This is a genomic window from Herpetosiphon geysericola (assembly GCF_001306135.1).
Classification (GTDB): domain Bacteria; phylum Chloroflexota; class Chloroflexia; order Chloroflexales; family Herpetosiphonaceae; genus Herpetosiphon; species Herpetosiphon geysericola.
In genome coordinates this window covers 1-20,311 of the sequence record NZ_LGKP01000011.1, presented here as the reverse complement: position 1 = coordinate 20,311, position 20,311 = coordinate 1, and the positions used below count along the sequence as shown (strand labels likewise).

19 protein-coding genes are annotated in these 20,311 nt (G+C 51.8%); 6 read left to right on the top strand and 13 right to left on the bottom strand.

Features of this window, described 5'->3' with window-relative positions; all coding sequences use genetic code 11:
• Nucleotides 1-5: 5 nt before the first annotated feature.
• Nucleotides 6-1,496: a glycerol kinase GlpK gene (glpK, locus tag SE18_RS05370; protein WP_054533402.1), complete on the bottom strand. Its 1,491-nt coding sequence runs from the start codon at nucleotides 1,494-1,496 to the stop codon at nucleotides 6-8.
• 405 nt (nucleotides 1,497-1,901) lie between these two features.
• Between glpK and SE18_RS05365 the strand changes: the two genes are divergently transcribed.
• Nucleotides 1,902-2,516 (top strand): NACHT domain-containing protein, encoded by a 615-nt coding sequence (locus SE18_RS05365; protein ID WP_054533401.1) that lies wholly within the window; start codon nucleotides 1,902-1,904, stop codon nucleotides 2,514-2,516.
• On the opposite strand, the gene SE18_RS05360 is transcribed toward SE18_RS05365, so the two are convergent.
• From SE18_RS05360 to udk, 9 genes are all read right to left on the bottom strand, one after another.
• A complete protein-coding gene (locus SE18_RS05360) occupies nucleotides 2,513-3,814 on the bottom strand; it encodes a DUF4129 domain-containing protein (RefSeq protein WP_054533400.1) in 1,302 nt (433 codons plus the stop codon). The genes SE18_RS05365 and SE18_RS05360 overlap by 4 nt on opposite strands.
• On the bottom strand, nucleotides 3,811-4,998 hold the full coding sequence (locus tag SE18_RS05355) for a DUF58 domain-containing protein (protein ID WP_054533399.1): 1,188 nt from the start codon (nucleotides 4,996-4,998) through the stop codon (nucleotides 3,811-3,813). Before SE18_RS05355 ends, SE18_RS05360 begins: the two co-directional genes overlap by 4 nt.
• Nucleotides 4,995-5,948: an AAA family ATPase gene (locus SE18_RS05350; protein WP_054533398.1), complete on the bottom strand. Its 954-nt coding sequence runs from the start codon at nucleotides 5,946-5,948 to the stop codon at nucleotides 4,995-4,997. Before SE18_RS05350 ends, SE18_RS05355 begins: the two co-directional genes overlap by 4 nt.
• A 21-nt stretch (nucleotides 5,949-5,969) precedes the next feature.
• The gene (locus SE18_RS05345) at nucleotides 5,970-7,169 is read right to left on the bottom strand and encodes a sensor histidine kinase (protein WP_054533397.1); all 1,200 of its coding nucleotides are present in this window, start codon (nucleotides 7,167-7,169) and stop codon (nucleotides 5,970-5,972) included.
• Nucleotides 7,169-7,879, bottom strand: a complete 711-nt coding sequence (locus SE18_RS05340; RefSeq protein ID WP_054533396.1) for a response regulator transcription factor — start codon at nucleotides 7,877-7,879, stop codon at nucleotides 7,169-7,171. The genes SE18_RS05345 and SE18_RS05340 overlap by 1 nt, the downstream gene beginning before the upstream one ends.
• Before the next feature lie 267 nt (nucleotides 7,880-8,146).
• Nucleotides 8,147-9,049, bottom strand: a complete 903-nt coding sequence (locus tag SE18_RS05335; protein ID WP_054533395.1) for a glycosyltransferase family 2 protein — start codon at nucleotides 9,047-9,049, stop codon at nucleotides 8,147-8,149.
• Nucleotides 9,046-10,101, bottom strand: a complete 1,056-nt coding sequence (locus SE18_RS05330) for a glycosyltransferase family 4 protein (protein ID WP_054533394.1) — start codon at nucleotides 10,099-10,101, stop codon at nucleotides 9,046-9,048. The genes SE18_RS05335 and SE18_RS05330 overlap by 4 nt, the downstream gene beginning before the upstream one ends.
• A 47-nt stretch (nucleotides 10,102-10,148) precedes the next feature.
• Complete coding sequence (locus SE18_RS05325) at nucleotides 10,149-11,702, bottom strand: Kelch repeat-containing protein (RefSeq protein ID WP_054533393.1); 1,554 nt, start codon at nucleotides 11,700-11,702, stop codon at nucleotides 10,149-10,151.
• 263 nt (nucleotides 11,703-11,965) lie between these two features.
• Entirely contained in the window at nucleotides 11,966-12,640 is a 675-nt protein-coding gene (gene udk, locus SE18_RS05320; protein WP_054533392.1) for a uridine kinase, read from the bottom strand.
• Nucleotides 12,641-12,847: 207 nt separating this feature from the next.
• Here udk and SE18_RS05315 point away from each other — a divergent pair, with 207 nt between their 5' ends.
• The 5 genes from SE18_RS05315 to SE18_RS05295 all read left to right on the top strand — a co-directional run bounded on the left by SE18_RS05315 (nucleotide 12,848) and on the right by SE18_RS05295 (nucleotide 18,390).
• Nucleotides 12,848-13,774, top strand: a complete 927-nt coding sequence (locus tag SE18_RS05315) for a GNAT family N-acetyltransferase (RefSeq protein WP_054533391.1) — start codon at nucleotides 12,848-12,850, stop codon at nucleotides 13,772-13,774.
• Nucleotides 13,775-13,843: 69 nt separating this feature from the next.
• Nucleotides 13,844-14,740 carry a caspase family protein gene (locus SE18_RS05310; RefSeq protein WP_054533390.1) on the top strand — a complete coding sequence of 299 codons (897 nt, stop codon included), beginning with the start codon at nucleotides 13,844-13,846 and terminating at the stop codon, nucleotides 14,738-14,740.
• A 182-nt stretch (nucleotides 14,741-14,922) separates the two neighbouring features.
• A complete protein-coding gene (locus tag SE18_RS05305) occupies nucleotides 14,923-16,284 on the top strand; it encodes an FAD-dependent oxidoreductase (RefSeq protein ID WP_054533389.1) in 1,362 nt (453 codons plus the stop codon).
• Between the two features lie 75 nt (nucleotides 16,285-16,359).
• Nucleotides 16,360-17,718 (top strand): NAD(P)/FAD-dependent oxidoreductase, encoded by a 1,359-nt coding sequence (locus SE18_RS05300; protein ID WP_054533388.1) that lies wholly within the window; start codon nucleotides 16,360-16,362, stop codon nucleotides 17,716-17,718.
• 108 nt (nucleotides 17,719-17,826) lie between these two features.
• A complete protein-coding gene (locus SE18_RS05295) occupies nucleotides 17,827-18,390 on the top strand; it encodes a type 1 glutamine amidotransferase domain-containing protein (RefSeq protein ID WP_054533387.1) in 564 nt (187 codons plus the stop codon).
• Between the two features lie 59 nt (nucleotides 18,391-18,449).
• Here the strand turns inward: SE18_RS05295 and SE18_RS05290 are convergent, their stop codons facing one another.
• From SE18_RS05290 to SE18_RS05280, 3 genes are all read right to left on the bottom strand, one after another.
• The gene (locus SE18_RS05290; protein ID WP_054533386.1) at nucleotides 18,450-18,917 is read right to left on the bottom strand and encodes an NUDIX domain-containing protein; all 468 of its coding nucleotides are present in this window, start codon (nucleotides 18,915-18,917) and stop codon (nucleotides 18,450-18,452) included.
• Between the two features lie 125 nt (nucleotides 18,918-19,042).
• Nucleotides 19,043-19,546: a zinc ribbon domain-containing protein gene (locus SE18_RS05285; protein ID WP_054533385.1), complete on the bottom strand. Its 504-nt coding sequence runs from the start codon at nucleotides 19,544-19,546 to the stop codon at nucleotides 19,043-19,045.
• Nucleotides 19,547-19,658: 112 nt separating this feature from the next.
• Nucleotides 19,659-20,060: a DUF3224 domain-containing protein gene (locus SE18_RS05280; RefSeq protein WP_054533384.1), complete on the bottom strand. Its 402-nt coding sequence runs from the start codon at nucleotides 20,058-20,060 to the stop codon at nucleotides 19,659-19,661.
• Nucleotides 20,061-20,311 lie beyond the last annotated feature (251 nt).

Below are 20,311 nucleotides of genomic sequence, written 5' to 3'. Positions count from 1 at the left end.
GCAGCTTATTCTTGCCAATTCAGGGTGCGTTCGACTGCCTTGCCCCATTGCGCATATAGGCTATCGCGCTGATCGACGCTCATGTGCGGTTCCCAACGCTTGCTTTCGCTCCAATTGGCGCGTAATTCAGCAGGATTAGCCCAATAGCCAACGGCCAAACCAGCTGCATAAGCAGCACCCAAAGCGGTGGTTTCGGCAACTTTCGGGCGCACAACTGGCACTCCCAAAATATCAGCCTGAAACTGCATCAGCAATTCATTGGCAACCATGCCGCCATCAACCTTGAGAGCTTTTAATTCAACTCCTGAATCTTGGGCCATGGCGCTCACCACTTCGCGGGTTTGGTAGGCGGTGGCTTCAAGCGCAGCCCGCGCAATATGGGCTTTGTTGGCATAACGGGTCAGGCCAACCAACACTCCACGCGCATCGGAGCGCCAATGTGGGGCGAATAAGCCCGAAAAAGCAGGCACCAAATATACGCCACCGTTATCAGCAACGCTCGCCGCCAAGCCTTCTACTTCAGAGGCGTGATGAATAATGCCCAAATTATCACGCAGCCATTGCACCAACGAGCCAGTTACCGCAATCGAGCCTTCTAAAGCCCAAGTTGGCTGCTTGCCAAAATGATAGGCTGGCGTGGTAATCAGCCCATGGCTCGATTGCACCAAGCGTTCGCCAGTGTTGAGCAGCATAAAATTGCCAGTGCCATAAGTATTTTTGGCCTCACCAACTTCAAAACAAACTTGACCAACCGTTGCTGCCTGTTGATCGCCCAAAATCCCTGCTAAGGGCACGCCGTCGAGTTGGCCGCGACATGTGCCATAGACCTCGCTTGAGGAACGCACGCTTGGCAACATGCTGCGCGGAATCCGAAAAATCTCTAATAATTCTGCATCCCAATCGCCAGTTTCGAGGTTGAGCAACAAGGTGCGCGACGCATTGGTTGTATCGGTAATATGCAAGCCGCCATGTGGCCCGCCAGTCAACCACCACGCTACAAAACAATCGATTGTACCAAACAGCACATTGCCAGCTTCAGCCGCCGCCTGCGCACCCTCAACCTGATCAAGCAGCCAGCGAATTTTGGTAGCCGAAAAGTAGGTTGCCAGCGGCAAGCCCGTTTTGGCCCGAAAGCGATCTTGGCCGCCGTTGGCAGCAAATTGGCGCACCAGCTGATCGGTGCGGGTATCTTGCCAAACCAAGGCATTATGAATCGCCTTGCCCGTGTGACGATCCCAAATCACTGTCGTCTCGCGTTGGTTGGTAATGCCAAGCGCCGCAAGATCGGCTTTTTCGATGTTGGCCGCAGCCAGTGCGCCTGCAATCACGCCTTGGGTTCGTTGCCAAATCTCTGCTGGATTATGCTCAACCCAACCTGGACGCGGGAAAATTTGGCTATGTTCCCGTTGATCAACGCCAACGACATTACCATCATGATCGAACACCATACAGCGGGTGCTAGTTGTGCCTTGGTCGAGCGCCGCAATATACTGCATACAATTACCTCATTGTAATAACGTTTGATCCACGAAGAGCACGAAGGACACAAAGGCCAGAAACCACGAAGAACGCGAAGAGCGCGAAGGCTTCGTTTTTTCGCCAGAGATTAACACAGATTTCCCTGATTATGCTTCCGCTAGCCCATAGCCATCATTGCTCTGCGCCGCTGCGTTAAATTTTCCGCCACGAATTGCACGAATAATTATTTTAGCCCCAGATTATTGTTGATTATGTTCCGATAGCCAATAGCCTGATCCCTCGCCCTTCATCCCTCATCCCTCATCCTTCACCCCTCATCCTTTCGTCTCGTCCCGTCATCGCATTGTAACCTTAACTGCTTGAATGCGTGCAAGCCAAGGCGTAGGCTAAACCGCACAGCTATCGTTTTAGGAGGCACGGCCATGGCCCTTGCAACATTTCGACTTAACTTCCTGCCTCGCCTGCGTGATGGGCGACAGATTCGGCGCTATCGCCACCATTTGCTCGAAGGCGAAACCTTGGTTGGCTCGCAGCCGTTGTTGCCCCATCTGCAACGCTTGCCACTGCAATTTCAGCAGGTCGAAGGTGGCCCATCGATGACCTTACGCGACGCACTACGTGAAACTCCCCGTCTAGCCTTGATCGAGCCAGGTTCACGCTCGCTGGCGATGCGACAACTCTGCTTACAATGGGCACGCGGCGCCCAATTACCAACCGCCTATGTTCCTTTGCTCTACCGCGTTCAGCAAGCAGCAGACCGCTCAATCCAACCCTTGCAATTGTTGCATCAACAGATGGAACAGCTTGGCTTTGCGATCAACGAATTGGTGGTTAAACGTGGTTTGGCTGCTGGCGTATGGTTGTTATTGATCGAAGGTTGGGACCAACTCAAGCCCAACGAGCAACAGCGTTGGTCAGCATGGATTGGCACATGGCTCGAACGCTATCCCGCCTTATCGATGATGTTGGCAACCAGCAAACCGCAAACCATTCCCGACCAATTTGCCTTATGGCACAGCGTGCAATGGCGAGGCTAAACTTGGTTTTTTTGAATGTTTTTGAGGGCCTGTTCGGCGCGTTCTAAGGCCGCTGGATCAAGCTCGGTTGCATAGCGAGCTTGGGTATAGATAGCTGTTAATTCATCGATTGCTGGCTCGCTATCGGGCTGGCGTTGAGCATAGCCATGCCCATATTCGTGGGCAGTTTGATGCTTGCCTCGTGGCTGGCCTTGATCTTCGCCAAGCTCCAAAAACTTGGTATACACGCGGCGCACTTTTTGGCGCTGTGGATCGTCAGCACCAAATTTCCAGGGCTTTTTGCGCCGAAAACGCTCTAAAATCTGTTCGCGCAAGCTATCAAACGACCAAATCGATTGCTCGATCACAACTTCGCCAGGCACAACAGCTCGCGTTTCAACGTCGCGCAGCCAACGCACGACACGATAAATCAACCAGCAAATCATCAGCACGCCAATCAAGGCCACGCTAATCGTCAGCAGATCGCCAAGCAACGAACTTATTTGGCTGGTTTCCTCTGGTTTAAGCGTTGAAGGATCGACAGCTTCGGGCATCACCAGTTGCTCCGGCGGGCGTTGATTAGGCTTGAATGAAGGAATCAGCAAGCCAACCAGCCACGACAACCCAACGCTAATGCCCCCAACAATCAGCACCAGTCCATCAATAAACGTGCTAAAAATCAGCCCTACAATGCTCCGTTGGCCATCGACAAGCTCAAAAAGCAGCAGCGGAATGCCAATGATCAACACGGTAAACAAGCTGCTCCAGCCCAGCATTGGCGGGGTTTGCAACTCTGCTTGGTTGCTTTGATCAAGCATCATGGCAAATAAACATGCAGCGACAAAGCCCAAGGCTTGGGCAACGAACAGCTGAATGAAGCCAGCTTCTTCAAGTGCACCACGGGTCATAACTGGCCCCAAGGCCACAAACGCCACCAACAAGCCAAGCCCGCGCCAAAACAGTTGTTGCAACCAATCGTGATTCCATTGATCAGCGTTGATTGCCCGCGCCATCAAGAAGCTCACCCCAAAACCACTCAAGACCAATTCTTGACCACTGAATTCAGTGCGCGACCAAAGCCAGCCAAGCATGCTCAGCCCAATCGCGCCAGCAGTGGCAATAATCGCACCTCGTTGGCGCAACCGCAGGCGCACACTCACCATGACAATCAAGCCAAAACAAAAAACTGGCCAACGCCACACAGCGCTCGCATTGTCGCCAACAATGTCGAAGCTGTTGAGCACAAGGCTCATCAGGCTACTATAGGCGATGCAGGCACTGAGCAACATTAATAATTTGGCGCTTTGACGATTGATCATGGCTCCCTCTGATAGCTATGAATCAGCTTGATGCCGCCGACCTTGGGCACATGTTCGCCCAAATACAGCCATACCGGTGCGTAGCCATATTCGCGCAAACGGGTCAATGCGCTGCGATGAGCAGGCGTATCGACAACGCTAATCAGCAATACCGTTGCACCTAAAGGCAAGCGCGATTGTTCGCGCCCAATAAACTTGGCAATTTCGAGCCGCGAATAGAGCGACAGTTGCGCCAACACTTCGAGAATCGCACTGGCCTGTTTAAGACTACGGCTGGGTGGCAAATGCACCGCCGTATTGCCTTCGACCAAGGCCGCATTCGACCATAAGCCAACCGCATGCCCAGCTTTGTGCAACGCGCTACAAACCGTCGCCGCCATACTAATTAAGCGTTCGCCTTGGAATTTATTGACCCCAAGATACGCGGGCACAATCGTTTCAATATCAACAATGCACATCACGGTTAATGCGGTTACTGGCTCGTAAATTCTGGTTTGCAATTGGCCGCGGCGCGCAGTTGCCGTCCAGTGAATGCTTTTCAGCGGGTCGCTTTGGGTATAATCACGAATCCCAATTGGCACAACTGGATCGGTTAATAAGCGTTGTGAGGCGCGAATTGTGCCCAACAGCTCACGCAAGGGCATCCCCAATTCGGGGTCTTTCAGCAAGCGCGGATAGACAATCAAACGATCAATATCGTTGATTGTGGCGCGGCTCATGCTCAGGCCAAGCGGATCGCTAGCGCTCAGATTGGCAGGCCCAAAGCGGTGCAAGCCACGCTGTGGGCAGCGAATCGTATATTGGCGGGTCACTTGTTGGTAGCTGCTCAAGCCAAAAGCGCGGGCTAAGATTCGATAATTCGGGCTAGCAGCAGGTTGGGTTTCGATCTGCTCAATCTGAATCCCAACAGGCACTAAATCGTGCAAATTGACGAATGGCAAGGGCAAAAATTTACGGTTGCTCAGGGTCAGGCTCAGGCTGGTCGTGGTATCGGGGAAAAGATGAGTATGGCCAAGCTCACGCTGATATTCAACACGATGAAACATGCGCCATTCCCATAATTCTACTGCTGCGAGCGCCATAATGCCCAGCATACAAACCAATGGCAAGAGGATGACATCGGTCAGCAAGCCAATAATCAAGAGCAAAACTAAGCAAAATAAGCCTGCTCGCCGCCCTTTCATGCCCGTTCCTCAACTGGCGTGGCAATGCTTTTGACAATATCGGCCAAAATTTTCTCTGGGCTGCGTTGGGCCAAGCGAGCCTCGGCTCCCAAAATGAGGCGATGGGCCAAAACACTCGGCACCAGTTGTTTAACATCATCGGGCAGCACAAAATCGCGGCCATGAATTAAAGCCCAAGCCTGTGCAGCGCGGGTCAATGCCAACGAACCACGCGGGCTAGCTCCAAGCTCAATTTCTGAATGCTCACGGGTTGCGCGCACAATCGCAATTGCATACTGCCGCACTGCGTCGCTCAGATGCACGCTGCGCACTGCCTGAATCGCCTCCAACAGCTGCGCCTGATTGCTCACCGCTTGCATGGCAACCCATGGATCGCCCTGATTAAAGCGTTGGATGATCGCATGTTCTTCTGCTTCGCTGGGATAGCCCAAATTGACCCGCAATAAAAAGCGGTCGAGTTGGGCTTCGGGCAAGGGAAACGTGCCTTCAAGCTCAATTGGATTTTGGGTTGCCAGCACCAAAAATGGGCGGGTTAATTGATGGGTTTCGCCATCAATCGTGATCGTGGCTTCGGCCATGGCTTCGAGCAACGCCGATTGGGTGCGTGGCGTAGCGCGATTAATTTCATCGGCCAGCACAATATTGGCAAACAGCGGCCCAGACCGAAACTGAAATTCGCTCAATTTTTGATTGTAGAAATTCAGACCCGTCACATCGCTTGGCAAGAGGTCGGGGGTAAATTGCACCCGCCGAAATTGGCAATCAAGGCTTTGGGCCAGCGCCCGAATCAAGGTTGTTTTGCCAACGCCTGGCACATCTTCCAGCAGCACATGGCCTTCACACAAAAGCGCTGTTAGCAATAAATCGACGCTATTTTGCTTGCCTACCACCACTTGGCCAACTTGGTTGCGTAACTGTTCGGCCCATGTTTGCACATTCAACGCGGTCATGATTTCCCTCAAATCACACAATTATTCATCTTCGACGACGGGCAGTGCTACCGTAAAGTTGCTGCCACGGCCTTCGCTGCTGGCAACCCAGACCACGCCACCATGGCCTTCGACCAAGTGTTTGACGATGGCTAAGCCCAAGCCTGTGCCACCAACCCCACGAGTTCGCGCCCGATCAACTTTGTAGAAACGCTCAAAAATTCGCGGAATCGCCTCGGCAGGAATTCCCGCGCCAGTATCGTGAATCGCCATAATCACCCAGCGATTGCTTGGCTCCAACATGCGGCTAAGATAATGGCCGAGTTCAGCCCGCGAACGCAAGCCTGCTTCAATCGTAATTGTGCCACCAGCATCAGTCCATTTGACCGCATTATGCAGCAAATTGAGCAACACTTGGCTAATTCGGTCGCGATCAACATAAACTTCGGGTAAATCCGGAGCAACCCTCACCACAACCCGCAGATCTTTACGCTTGGCTTGGGGCTGAATCCGATCATGTGCTCGCTCAACAATTGTGCTGACTGCGGTTGGCTGCAATTGCAAGGCCGTGCGCCCAGACTCAATTTGCGAAAGTTCGTGCAATTCATCGACCAACTGCATCACCGCGTCAAGCTCGGTATCAACTTGACCAAGCATACGTTGGGCCAACTCTGGTGGCGGCTGGGTTGCCAAGGTTTCGACCAAAAGCTTAATTGAAGCTAGTGGGGTGCGCAATTCGTGCGATACATTCGCCACCAAATCACGGCGCGCGCGCTCCAACAAGCTGAGTTGGGTCAAATCGCGGGCCAAAATGAGCGCACCACTTTCGGGCATTGGCTCACACCAAATCCGAATTGTGCGGTTGGAAAGCACTGGTTGCAAGGTAACTTGTTGTGGGTCGCGGCGGCGAATCGATTGCTCGATCATCGTATCGGCCTGATAATCGCGCACCAAGGTGATAACGCTATGGTTGAGCACGGCGTTGGCACTGACCCCAAATAATTTGGCCGCAACATCGTTACAATAACGAATGGTACGGCCATCATTGACGACAATCACGCCTGCATCGAGCGCGGCGCTGAGCGTGCGAAACAATTGGTTAAATGGATCGGCTGGTGGCGGCGGCGCAACCACAGGCCGATTGCGTAAATAGGCCAGCTCGCGGCGCAAATTGCGTTGCCCACGCCAGCCCCAAATCAGCGCGATGATCGTCGTCACCGCCAACAACACAATCCAGATCATTAGTTTTTGCGCTCGCTACGACTCAGTTGATCATTGAAGCGATAGCCAATCCCGCGCACTGTTTGGATATAAATTGGGTTGCTTGGGTCAAGCTCGACTTTTTCGCGTAACCAACGCACATGCACATCAACCGTGCGCGAATCGCCTGGAAAATCGTAGCCCCAAACCCGTTCGAGCAGCAAATCGCGCGAGAGCGCCATGCCACGGTTGCGCATCAAGCAGACCAGCAAATCAAATTCCTTTTGGGCAAGGGTAATTTCGTTGGTATCGCGAAACACACGGCGGCTGCCAGTATCCACTTTGAGATTGGCGGCGGTGAGCAATTCGCGTTCAACGCCCGTTGGTTGGCGATCGGTTCGGCGCAAGATTGCCCGCACGCGGGCTAGTAATTCGCCAAGACTAAATGGCTTAATCACATAATCATCAGCGCCCAATTCCAAGCCAGCAATCCGATCGACTTCATCTTGGCGGGCGGTCAGCATCATAATTGGAATATTGGTTTCGCGGCGCAAAATTCGACAGACTGAAAAGCCATCGAGCTTAGGCAGCATCACATCTAAAATCAACAAATCGGGCTGTTCGGCGCGAGCCAAATCAAGCCCAGTAACCCCATCGGAAGCAGAAAGCACGGTATAGCCTTCACGTTCGAGGTTGTAACGCAGCGTATCGGCGAGCAGGGCTTCATCTTCTACCAGCAATATTGTGGACATAGGTTGTCAGCACCATGGTTATAAACATTCAGAAGGGCTTGCGCCCGCAGCTATTGTACCATTATCGCAAGCCTGAAGGGATCGGAGATATTGATCCACGAAGGAGCACGAAGGGATAGGAACCACAAAGAGCGCGAAGGACGCGAAGTTAAGGTTTAGGCCACGAATTGCACGAATTCCACGAAAAATTGTCCGTTAGCCCGATCCCCCAATCCCCAGCCCCAATATTCTATGTTCTTTGCTCTATGCTCTATGTTCTTTCTGATTTCATCCCTCATCCTTCATCCTTGCATTCCGTTCCCGTTTGCCACGCGCTAGGTGCTGTTTGATCAACCGCTCGACCGCGTTGCGATCGGCAGTGACTTGGGCTTGAATTGCGCGGCGGGTTGCAAGCGTCTGCTTGAGATGCTTCAGATGCCACGTCCAAACAGTCAACATTGCTACGTTGCGCTGGCGCAGGCTCACAAGCACGGTTTTGGCCAGCATGCGCACGCTATAGCCAAAAACTGCCGACCATGGCCGCAACTTCAGGTAGCTATACAAACCATTTTTGCTGCTCTCGACCAACCAACGCTGGCCGCCGCCGCTGCCCCCACGTTCGTGCACCACCAGCGCCTCGAAATCTTCTAGCACCTGCCAACCCAACAACCACGCCCGCCAGCACAGCTCAGTATCTTCCCAATAGAGAAAAATCGTTGGATCAAAGCCGCCAATTGCTTGCCATGCGCTCCGCCGCAACAACAACGCACAACCAGGAACCGCCGCCGTAAGCGCCACGCCTTGGCGAGTTGGCGGCGCTTGGTTGGGGTACAACGTGGTTGGGCAGATAATCGCTGCCTGTGGATGTTCGTGCAGATGCTGGCGTAACATTGTCAGCCAGTTGGGAGTTATTTGCACGTCGGGATTGAAAAATACAAAATATTCGCCAGTTGCGACTTCCATGCCTTGGTTGCATGCCGCGCCAAAGCCATGATTATGTTCATTAGCAATGACTGTTACATGAGGATAATCTTGGCGCACCAGTTCAGCCGAACCATCGCTCGACGCATTATCGACGACGATTAATTGATAGTTGGCGTCGTTGGTGGTGGCGAGGCTAGCAAAACAGGCTGGGAGCAATTCGGCGCTGTTGTAGCTCACAATAATAATCGAAATTTGGCCTGAAATCATGAATTCTTCTCAAATAAACGCCGATACACGTTAGCAGTTTGCGCCGCAAGCTGTGCCCATTCCAAATGTTGAACCGTTTGTAAGGCGTTTTGGTGCAAGGCTTGACGATTGGGATGGGCGGCGGCGCGTTGCAAGGCGGATCGTAAACTCGCTACATTATTTGGCTCAAACAAAAAGCCATTCTCACCTTCGCGGATCAACTCGCGCACTGGCGGCAAATCGGGAGCAACCACGGGCCGAGCATAGGACAGCGCCGCCAATAACATGCCCGAGGTTAATGTTTTGCGATATGGCAAGACCACCACATCCGCCGCCGCAAACCATGCAGGCAACAGCTGATCAGCGATAAACTGTGGGCGAATAGTAATCGTTGGCGCACTTGCAAGCTGTTGTAATTGCTGAACATATAACGGATCTTTGACCGCTCCGACGATCTCCAATTGGCCAAGCTCAGCAGTCCAAGCTTCGATCAACAATTCGACGCCTTTGTAGGGGCGCAATGTGCCCAAATTAAGCGCCAAAAATCCTTCTGCTGCAAGCCCCAATTGCTGGCGGGCAAACGCTTGTTCCAAACGCTCACCATAGACGCCAATATACGAACCATGGGCAATCACTGTCGTTTTTGTTGCAACCTGGTAGCGTTGGTCAATTAATTGGGCTGCTGCTTGTGAATGGACAATAATCTGGCCTGCGGCCTGCGCCATCGCCCGGTAACATCGCGTAGCCCAAGCAGGATGGCGCAATTCGTGTGGCTCTACGTTATGTGCTGTCCAAACCAGTTTTGCGCCACGCACGTGGAGCAAACGCAACAGCGCAATAAAGCTTATACTGCGCAAAGCAGTTGCACTTTGGCGCGGACGCTGAGTTAATTCATCGAAAAAATGCCAATGCAAAACCCGTTGATCGCGCTGTAGCAAGCCAGCCCGCAAGCTTTGGGCAAACGGCTGGCGCACGATCCGTAGCTCAGGCCACGCTGTAAATGGCGCATACAACAAATCAAGGTAGGGATTGGTTGTAAGCACACGCGGAATTGGATAGATGTTGATGCTCATAGCGTTTGCGTTGGTCGCAGTTTCGACCAACGCCCTGACAAAAGAATTTAGGGTGTGGGAATTCCACGATAGCTGGTGGTGCCGCCGCCAGTCGTGAAATAGAGTGTGCCATTAATCTCGCCAATAATGCCCGAATAGCGGGTTGCTGGCAAGTTGTTAGGCATTTGTGCCCACGTATTGGTCGCCGGATCGTACACATAAATCGTGTTATGTTTTGTACCATTGGTTGTCTGGCCTGCAAAGACGAAAATCTTGCCGCCAAGCACCAGCGTCGAGTGGCTAATGTGGTTTAAGGCCAAAGGAATATCGGCCAATTGCTCCCACGCATTCGTTGCAGGATCATAGCGATGCACATCGTTATCGACGGTTAAGCTACCGTCGTGGCCATGTTGGCCGCCAATATAATAGAGCTTGCCATCAAGCACCACGCCGCCAGCATGCTGGCGCGGGTTGGGCAATTCGGCATAGGTTATTTGGTTGGTTTGGGTTACCCAGCCAGTCGCCAAATTGTTCAAATCGAGCACAAAGTGGGTGCCAACATCAGCCTGCTTGTAGTAGGTTCCGCCAACATAGTGCAACTTGCGCTCCAAATAATACAGTTGGCCAGCGGCACGTTGGATTGGAATTACTGGCAAGTTGGTGTAGCTATTGGTGGCGGTATCGTAATAGCGCGAAACCCGCGAGCCAAAAATTTGGCCAACACCATCAAAATCCTCGATATAGCCCCCAACAAAGAAGATTTTCTGGCCATCGGTCGCCGTGCCAACGTGAGTCAGGCCACGCTCCAAGGGCGCAATCGCCGTCCAAGTATTAGCAACAGGATCATAGACATTCGACAAGCGCGAGGGCGTATCGCCAGATAAGCCAGGCTGGCCGAAACCACCAAAGACATACAGTTTGCCGCCGACAACCGCACCTTGGGCTTCGACTGCACCAAATGGATAACTAAACGGCGTTGGCACCGCAGTCGACCAAACAATCCGCGTGAAGTTGGCGGGCGTGGTTGGCGTGGCCGTGCCGACAATCGTGGTTGGCGTGGTTGTTGGTGGTCGCGGCGTAGCTGTGATTGTACTGGTGGCGGTGGCGGTATTGGTTGGCGTATTCGTCGGTGTGTTGGTATTGGTCGGCGTACTCGTTTCCGTTGGCGTGTTGGTGGGAATTGTAGTTGCGGTTGGTACATCGGTTGGCGTGTTGGTGGGAATTGTAGTTGCAGTTGGCGCGTCAGTTGGCGTGTTGGTGGGAACGCTGGTTGCAGTTGGAAGATCGGTCGCGGTTGCAGTTGCGGTCGCAGTTGCGCTGATGGTTGGAATATTGGTTGGCGTTGCAACATCGGTTGGCGAGTTGGTTGGTAGCGGAGTATCCGTCGCCGTTAGGCTTGGCTCAGCGGTTGGCGAAACTGTTACGCTCAATGCGGTTGGCGTAGCGCTTGGCAAGGTCGTAATCGCACTCGCATTGTTCAAAATTAATGGCAAGAATGTACAATCGCTGATGCTACAATCAGGGTCATCCAACAAGCTATTCGTCCGAGCCAAACTCAAGCCAACGCTCGCCGAAAGCAGCGTCAGGCTAGTTGCAATAATCATCAATCGTCGGCGCTGCATGCAATTTCCTCCGTATATAATGCGGGCTGGGAATCGGTTGTCAGGAATCGAGTAATCCACGAAGGGTTGAAACCGCGAAGGCCGCGAAGATTATTTTAGCCACGAATTCCACGAATTGCACGAATTGCACGAATAATGTTCCGATAGCCAAAAGCCCATAGCCATATTTCCTCTGCGCCTCTGCATTTAAATCCTGACACCCGATCCCCGACCCCTAACACCCGACCCCTAACACCCGATCACTGACCCCTATGTTCTATGTTCTATGTTCTATGTTCTCTATGCTCATCCTGCATACTTATTTTTTCGCTCTCGGCCAGCAAATACTCAACGCGGGCAATCACCATATCGATGGCGATGGCATTGAGGCCGCCACGCGGAATAATAATATCAGCATAGCGCTTGGTTGGCTCGACAAACTCAAGGTGCATTGGTCGCACGGTGTTGGTATATTGTTCAATCACCGATTCGATCGAGCGGCCCCGTTCGGCAATATCGCGTTTGAGCCGCCGAATAAAGCGCAAATCTGCATCTGCATCAACATAGATTTTCACATCCATGCATTGGCGTAGCACAGCTTCAGCAAAAATCAAAATGCCTTCGACCAAAATCACTGGCCGTGGCTGCACATGCATCACTTCAGGCCGCCGCGCATAACGGGTAAAATCGTAGATCGGCACTTCGATGGTTTGGCCGTTGCATAGGGCTTCAACATGCTGCGCCAGCAAATTGCTATCCAGTGAATCAGGATGATCAAAATTGACCCGTAGCCGCTCTTCAAACGAAAGCTCAGCAAAATCACGGTAATAGGAATCATGTTGTAAAAATGCAATTCGTGATGGCCCGACGCGACTAAGAATTGCCTGCGAAACTGTGGTTTTGCCCGATCCAGTTCCACCAGCGACCCCAATCACAATTGGTCGTTGCTCTGCGCTCACGCCGTTTGTCCTCCATTGTTCGCAAAAGGGGAGCAAAGAACAGCTAGGTTCTTTGCTCCCGTCTGCGCCTATTGTACCTGATTATCTTGGTTTTGCATGTCGCAACGAGCGCTTCTATCCAAACAGTTTGGGGCGGGATTTGCTCAGCGCCCATGCTGCTAAATGTGGTTTAATCGGCAACGACTAAACATTATCAGGAGCAAATCCATGGCAATCACGCCCGATCCACTATCGATTCGAGTGTACGATCAACAACAACAAGCAGCCATCGACCAGCTGATGCAACAGTGTTGGCCCGATGATATCGACACAATTGGCTATTATCGAATTGGTGAGCAAAGCGAACTAACGCTTTGTGCCTGGCATCAAGAGCAGCTGATTGGTGTTGGCAGCCTCTGGAATAACCGCTTTCATCCCCAGCATTGTTATATTGGCATTCACGTTCAGCCTGCCTATCAACAGGCAGCCATCGACCAGCTACTCTATGCCCAGTTAATCGCTCAAACCAGCATTATTCAAGGCCGCACCCTGCAAACCGCCACATGGAGCCATGCCCAACAGACACTGAATTTTTTGCATGCGCAAGGCTTTCAGATTATTAAACAAACCTACCTTGGTGAGTTTTCGCTGCTAGACATTGAAATTCCCCAGCTTGAGCCAGCGCAGGATTTAACAATTGCTTCGTTTGAAGCCTATTTAAGCAGCAATCAACCAGAACCATTGCTCAAGTTAATCAATAGCTGTTATCAGGCCACCCATAGCTATAACCCAGCCACCCAAACAACCAGCGAAGCCCAAACCGCGTTCTTGACCGACATTCATGCAGCAGCATCATTTGTGCTGTATACCGCAGATCAGCTTGTCGGCTTCAATTGTATCTATCATTCAACAGCTGCCCAAACCCTCGAACAAGGTTTAATTGGAGTTGCCAATGGGTATAGCGTTCAGCAAGCAGCGATCATTCGCGTACTATTACAAAAAACCATGCAGTTCGCCCAGCACAATGGCTATCAAAGCCTGCGCTACGAAATTGATAGCATTGATCCATGGGCCAGCGAATTGCTCACGTTTTTGCCAATTATCACCCAGCCCTGTTGGCTAACCCTATGTTTGAGCCATAATCCTGAGTTTTAGATTGGGCTTGACATGGCACGCGCAGACAACTACTGTACTAGCCAAATAACTATCTGAGGAGCGTGCAGCATGGGTATGCGTGGCTTATTTGTGGGCATCAATACATATAGCGAGCGGCCACTCAAGGGTTGTGTCAACGATGTAACTGCGGTGCGCGAACTGCTCAAAACCCAGCATGGTGTCGCCGACGATCAATTGCGGCTCGTCGCCGATACAGCGGCCACCCGCCAAGCAATCATCGAAAATCTGCGCTGGCTGGCCGAACCGCTTAACGACGGACAACCAGAAGTGCGGATCTTTCACTATGCCGGCCATGGCTTACTCCAACCAGATGAAAATGGCGACGAACCAGATGGCGCCGATGAATGCCTGGCCCCAATCGATTATACGAGCGCTGGCGTGCTGACCGACGATCATTTGGCTGAACTGTATCAAGGGTTTTTGGGCACAACGCGGCTCATTTTGCTGATGGATTGCTGCCATTCGGGCACGATTAGCAAAGATCCGTTTGCTGATATTCGCTATCGCACATTAACCCCAGCCAACGAGGTCTACGCCGAAATTCGCGCCAAAAAAGCTGCCTATCAACAAAACCAGGTTGCTAGCGTCAGCCAGCAACTTCGCGATCTTCAGCCACGCACCAGCGACCCTGCTGAAATTGCCAAGTTTGCTGGCGAATTGATTGGTTCGTTGCAGAAACAGCGTTTTGGCCAACGCCCACAGCACGAGAATTTGGTGCTACTTGCTGCATGTAAAGCAGAGCAAGTTGCCGCCGATGCCAACTTTGGTGGAACTTACCACGGTGCAATGAGCTTCTTCTTGAACACGATTCTAAGCACACAGCCCCAAATCAGCTATGCAGCGCTTGGTGAACAACTGCGCACCAGCCTCTATGCTAATAAATTCCAACAAATCCCCCAACTAGAGTGTCCAAATGACCTACTTAACCAAGCCTTTCTAGCCTAAAAAAAAGCCGTACAAAACAAATTATGTATGCTACTATGCAGCAATCAAAATTTTGGTTGCTGCATGAAATGACTAAGCTCGCACCACAATATTGCACCAATGCTCCCGCCATTCAGCAGCGACCCCACCAATGCCACACCAGCGACAATACGATCAACAACAGATAACCAAGGAGTTCTACAATGCTGCAAGATCACGCAATTGTTATTGGATCGAGCATCAGCGGATTAGTTACGGCGCATATTTTATCGCACCATTACAGCCGTGTGAGCGTGCTTGAACGTGATAATTTGCCTGAGGGCAGCGATTTCCGGGCGGGCGTGCCCCAAGGTCGTCATGTTCACCTGCTCTTAATTCGTGGCGCGCGCGAGCTGGAAATTATGTTTCCCGGCATTCAGCAAGAACTCCAAGATCTTGGTGCCCAAGCGTTTGATATCGTCAACGATTGCCACTACTATCTCAAAAATGGCTGGACAACCCCACAGCCAACCGAATTAAAAACCCTCTCAGCTACCCGCCCGTTATTCGATTGGGCAATTCGCCGCCGCTTGTTGCAAAACCCCAAGATTCAGTTTTTTGCCCAACACGATGCGATCAATCTAATTGGCAATCGGCGGCATATTCAGGGTGTGCAAGCGCGCAATCGTCAAACTGGCAGCGAAACGAGTTTATACGCCGATTTAGTGGTTGATGCCAGCGGGCGCAGCTCCAAATTAGCCACATGGCTAGCCGAGCTTGGATGTGGCGTTATCAGTGAAACTGTGCTCGATGCCAAACTCAGCTATACCTCACGCATCTATGCCAAGCCCGACGGCTGGAACGAATGGAAAGGCTTGTTTGTGATGCAACAGCCGCCAAGCGCACCCAAAGGCGCGATTTTGCTCGAAGTAGAGGGCAATCGTTGGATTGTGACTGGCGGTGGCGTTAATCATGCCAAACCACCAACCGATGAAGCTGGCTTTATGCAATGGCTACGCGAATTACCCTCGCCAATTTTGGCCGATTTGCTCAGCCAAGCGCAGCCACTCAGCCCAACCAGTGGCTATGCGCGCACCGAAAATCGCCAACGCCATTACGAGCGCATGCAATTGCCAGCAGGTGTGGTGGCCTTGGGCGATGCGGTTTGCGCCTTCAATCCCATTTATGGTCAAGGCATTAGCACCGCCACGCTTGGGGCAATTTTGCTTGGCCAAAAGCTCAAAGAGCAAGATCGTGGCTCGGCAGCGTGGGGCCAACGCTTTCAGCGCGATTTGGCAAAAAACAATCAGTTTGCCTGGGAAATGGCCAGCGGCGAGGATGCCCGCTATGATCCAAATTTCAAGCGCCCCTTAGCGAGCAAATTTTTGGCGCCCTACTTTGAGCAAATCAACCAAGCCAGCGTGTCGAGCAACGTTGTATTTAGCGAATTCATCAAAATGGTGCATATGATCGGCAATCCTATGGCACTGTTTCATCCCCGGGTCTTTATTCCAGTGTTGATGAGCAAAATTCGCCCAAAAGCCTCCACATTGGTGCCAAATTTGCCCTTGCAGCGCAACATTTAAGCATAGGCAAACACCCGTAGCTTTGTTATACTCCTAGAATAGAAGTCGAGCATTCTAGCTTGTGGGAGGTGTGTTGTGAGACGTGACCATGCGATTGTGATTGGAGCCAGCATCGGCGGCTTGCTCAGCGCGCGGGTGTTGAGCGACGTCTATAGCAAAGTAACCATTTTGGAGCGCGATAGTTTGCCAGACGGCGTGCAATTTCGGGCTGGCGTGCCGCAAGGCCGTCAATTGCACTTGTTGCTCATGCGCGGGCTGCTAGAGCTAGAAAAGCTGTTCCCCAACCTGCGCGACGATATGAAGGCACTCGGCGGCAACGAGCTTGATCTCATGAACGATTGCCGCTATTTATTTGCCGCTGGTTGGGCCGAGCCACAGCCATCAAACTATCGCAGCATTATCGCCACTCGCCCATTGTTCGATGCGGCAATTTTGGGCCGCATTCGTCAAATTGCCAACATTGAAATTCAGACCCGCCAAGACGTGACCGATTTGCTGTTTCATGGGCGGCAAGTTGTTGGCGTGCAGGTGCGCAATCGCGATACTGGCGAGCAGCGCGAGGTTGCAGCTAATTTGGTGGTCGATGCAGCAGGTCGGCCATCGAAACTGCCCGAATGGCTCGAACAGCATCAATTTGGCCGCGTCAAAGAGACGATTTATAAGTCGGATGTTGGCTATGCCACCCGCATGTACACTGCTCCCACCGATTGGCAAGGCTGGCCAGCGCTGTTTGTCATGCCCATGCCGCCGCATATTCGCCATGGCGCAACCTTTCTCAAAGTTGAAAACGACCAATGGTTGCTGACGATCGGCGGCGTCGGCAGCCAACGGCCACCAACCGATAACGCCGAGTTCGAGGCTTGGCTGGCACGCATGCGTACCCCGCTCGTGGCCGAAATAACCCAAAAATTCACGCCAGCCAGCCAAGTCTATGGCTACGCCAAAACCGAAAATCGCTGGCTGCACTACGAACAACTGCCAGTCATGCCCGCCGGATTAATTGCCATTGCCGATAGCGTGTGTGCCTTGAATCCAATTTATGGCCAAGGCATTACCAACACGACCCTCAGCGCCCAACTCTTGGCCACATGGCTGCAACGTGAAGGCGTTGGCAGCGCACCATGGGCTTTGGGCTTTCAAAAAGCCTTGGCTCGCCGCAACAAATCAGGCTGGATTACCACGATTAGCGAAGATTCACGTTTAGCTGACACACCGACCTATAAGCCGCTGTTGCCAATTCGGGTGCTGCAATGGTATAGCGACAAGGTGAACATGGCAGCAGCAGGCAATCGCGCCGCGACCAACGCCATGGTTGGTGCAATTCATATGATTGGCTCAGCAGCAAGTTTATTTACCCCGAAAGTCTTCTTGGCAGCTGCAAAATTTTTCCGCAAGCAACCACCAAGCAGCGTGCCCGCAGCCCCCAACAAATAACCACTGTCGGCCTCGATCTGGCTTGATCGAGGCCGACTTAGCCACCTGTGGCCTGAATCTTGCCTTCTGTGATTGCATAAAACAAAGGTGTAACAGGAGGTATGCATAATGAGTCATCACTTAAAAGGCAAACGCGTAGCAATTATTGCAACCCATGGTTTTGAGCAAAGTGAGCTAGAAGAACCAAAAGCAGCGCTCGAACAAGCTGGCGCTGAAACCCATGTGATTTCACTCAAGGCTGGCGCGATTCGCGGCTGGAAGGGTAAAGATTGGGGCAGCGAAGTCAGCGTTGATCATACCCTTGAGCAAGTAAACCCCGCCGATTACGATGGGCTACTTTTGCCTGGTGGCCTGATGAACCCCGATACATTACGCCGTGAAGAGCATGTTTTAAATTTTGTGCGCGCTATCGCTGAGGCAGGCAAACCAATTGCCGCAATTTGCCATGGCCCATGGACGCTGATTGATGCAGGACTTGTCAAAGGCCGCTTAATGACTTCGTATCCAACCTTACAAAGCGACCTCAAAAACGCTGGGGCCGAATGGGTTGATCGCGAAGTTGTGGTCGATAATGGCTTGGTCACAAGTCGCAATCCAAACGATATTCCAGCCTTCAATCGCAAATTTATCGAAGAATTAGGCGAAGGTATTCATAAACAAGTTGGGCAATAAGCTATTTTGCTCGCCTCAACCCCTCGTCCAAGCTTGGGCGAGGGGCTTTTTTGCATATATTAGGCAATTGTAATGCCTGGCTCGTTGGCCCAAATTGTTGCCAGCCGCTCAGCATGAGGATCAATTATGTCCATCGTCGCAATTTCGGCCTCGCTGAAATAACCAACTTCGGTGGTTTCGTTGCTTAGCCCAAGCTCACCGCCAACCAAAGCAACTTCAAAATTAAGGCTCACGATGTGATATTGATTGCCGTCGGCGTAGCGAATCATGCGATGGGGATTGCTATACACGCCCAACAAACGCACAACTTCGACAATCAAGCCAGTTTCCTCAAAAACCTCGCGCACACAGGCTTCGCTCACCGACTCGCCAGGATCAAATGCGCCGCCAGGCAAGCACCAGCGGCCATTATCGGTGCGGCGCGTTAGCAGAAGCTTACTGCGGGTGGCATCAAATAGGGTTGCTGAACAACCAAGCATCAAACGCCCTTGGGCTGCAATGCGATCCCCATACAAATATTGGGCCATGGTTTACTCCTCCAAAATGCACTAGCGAACCTAGCAAAACCTAGCGAGTATAGATCGCAGCCACTTAAAAAACAATAGCCCTGCAATGCAGCAGAGCCATTGTTTAATAGCGCAGATTTTATTGATTAATGCTTATATGAATGTTTCATGCCGCAACCTTTTGATTTATCGTTGCTGAACATGATCAGAAACACAATTGCCCACCACCAATTAGTTATTACGAGAATTGGAATCCCAATCATCCATACCGCAGTCTGGCGGGAATTGCGCAGTGAAAGCACGCCAATCGCCATCATAATCACTGCCCACGTTGGAATAGCGATATTGCTAAAGAAGACCAGCGCAAGCAGGACAATCCCAATCAGCATCAGCCCATCGTTTGTTTGCTTGCTGGGTCGAGCAACTGGGGCAATTGGCTGGGCAGCGGCCACCGGTGGCACAACAGGCTCAAGTTTGGGCATAGCAGGAATCGATTGGACAGCAGGCCCAGACTCACGGCGTAAATCTATTGTCTTGCCAAGCGCAGGCTGAAATGGCTTGGCCTGATTAACGGTTTCAAGCCGAAAACCACAATAGATACAAAATACCGCTGCTGTTTCGTTGTGACGGCCACATGCTGAACAATCCATGACCTTTTGTTCCTTTCGCCTTGCCAAAAGAACTAGCCAAGGCAATGCTGATGCTCGAACCTCAATCCTTCTAGCCCATAGTACGCAGGCTTGGTGGCGAAGGTTTCAGCACTTAAACAAACTCGTATTCAAACACAAAAGGATAGCTTTCTGCATGGCCACTGAGCGCAATTTTGCCGCTACCGCGCAAGCCTGCCAATTCGCCAGTTGCCGAGCCAGCCACCACTTCGATGCTATCGGAAATATCAGTTTGGTTGGCAGTGCCATTATGTTTCAAGACAAAACTACCAGTTTTGCCAGCCAGCGTGCCAACGAAGCGCTGCAAGCCAACATAGGTTGCATCGCCAGCTTCTGGATAGTGCATTAAATATTCGACCGTACTTTCGCCGACTAAATCGCCTTCATAGCGATAGATGACGTGCGCGCGCGTGGTTTTGCCCTCGCCTGCTTGCTCGTGATACGGCTTTTCGTCCCATTGCACCACACTAAACGTAGCGTTGGCAGTTGTACTCATTCCATCCCCCAAATACAAACATTTGTGCTAGTACTATATACGAGCAAAGCTTAAATGTAAAGCATAGAAAGAGCATAGAGCAAAGAACATACGGGATTGGAGATCGAGGATCAGGGGCAAGGGGCATAGGTGGTAACTTAAGCTCTGACAGGCTTAGGGATAGGCATACAAAGAACCTCGTGGTATGCTGGAAGCAATCACCCAACCAGCAGCACGAGGTTCCCCATGCATTCTACCACACCACCCGCCCA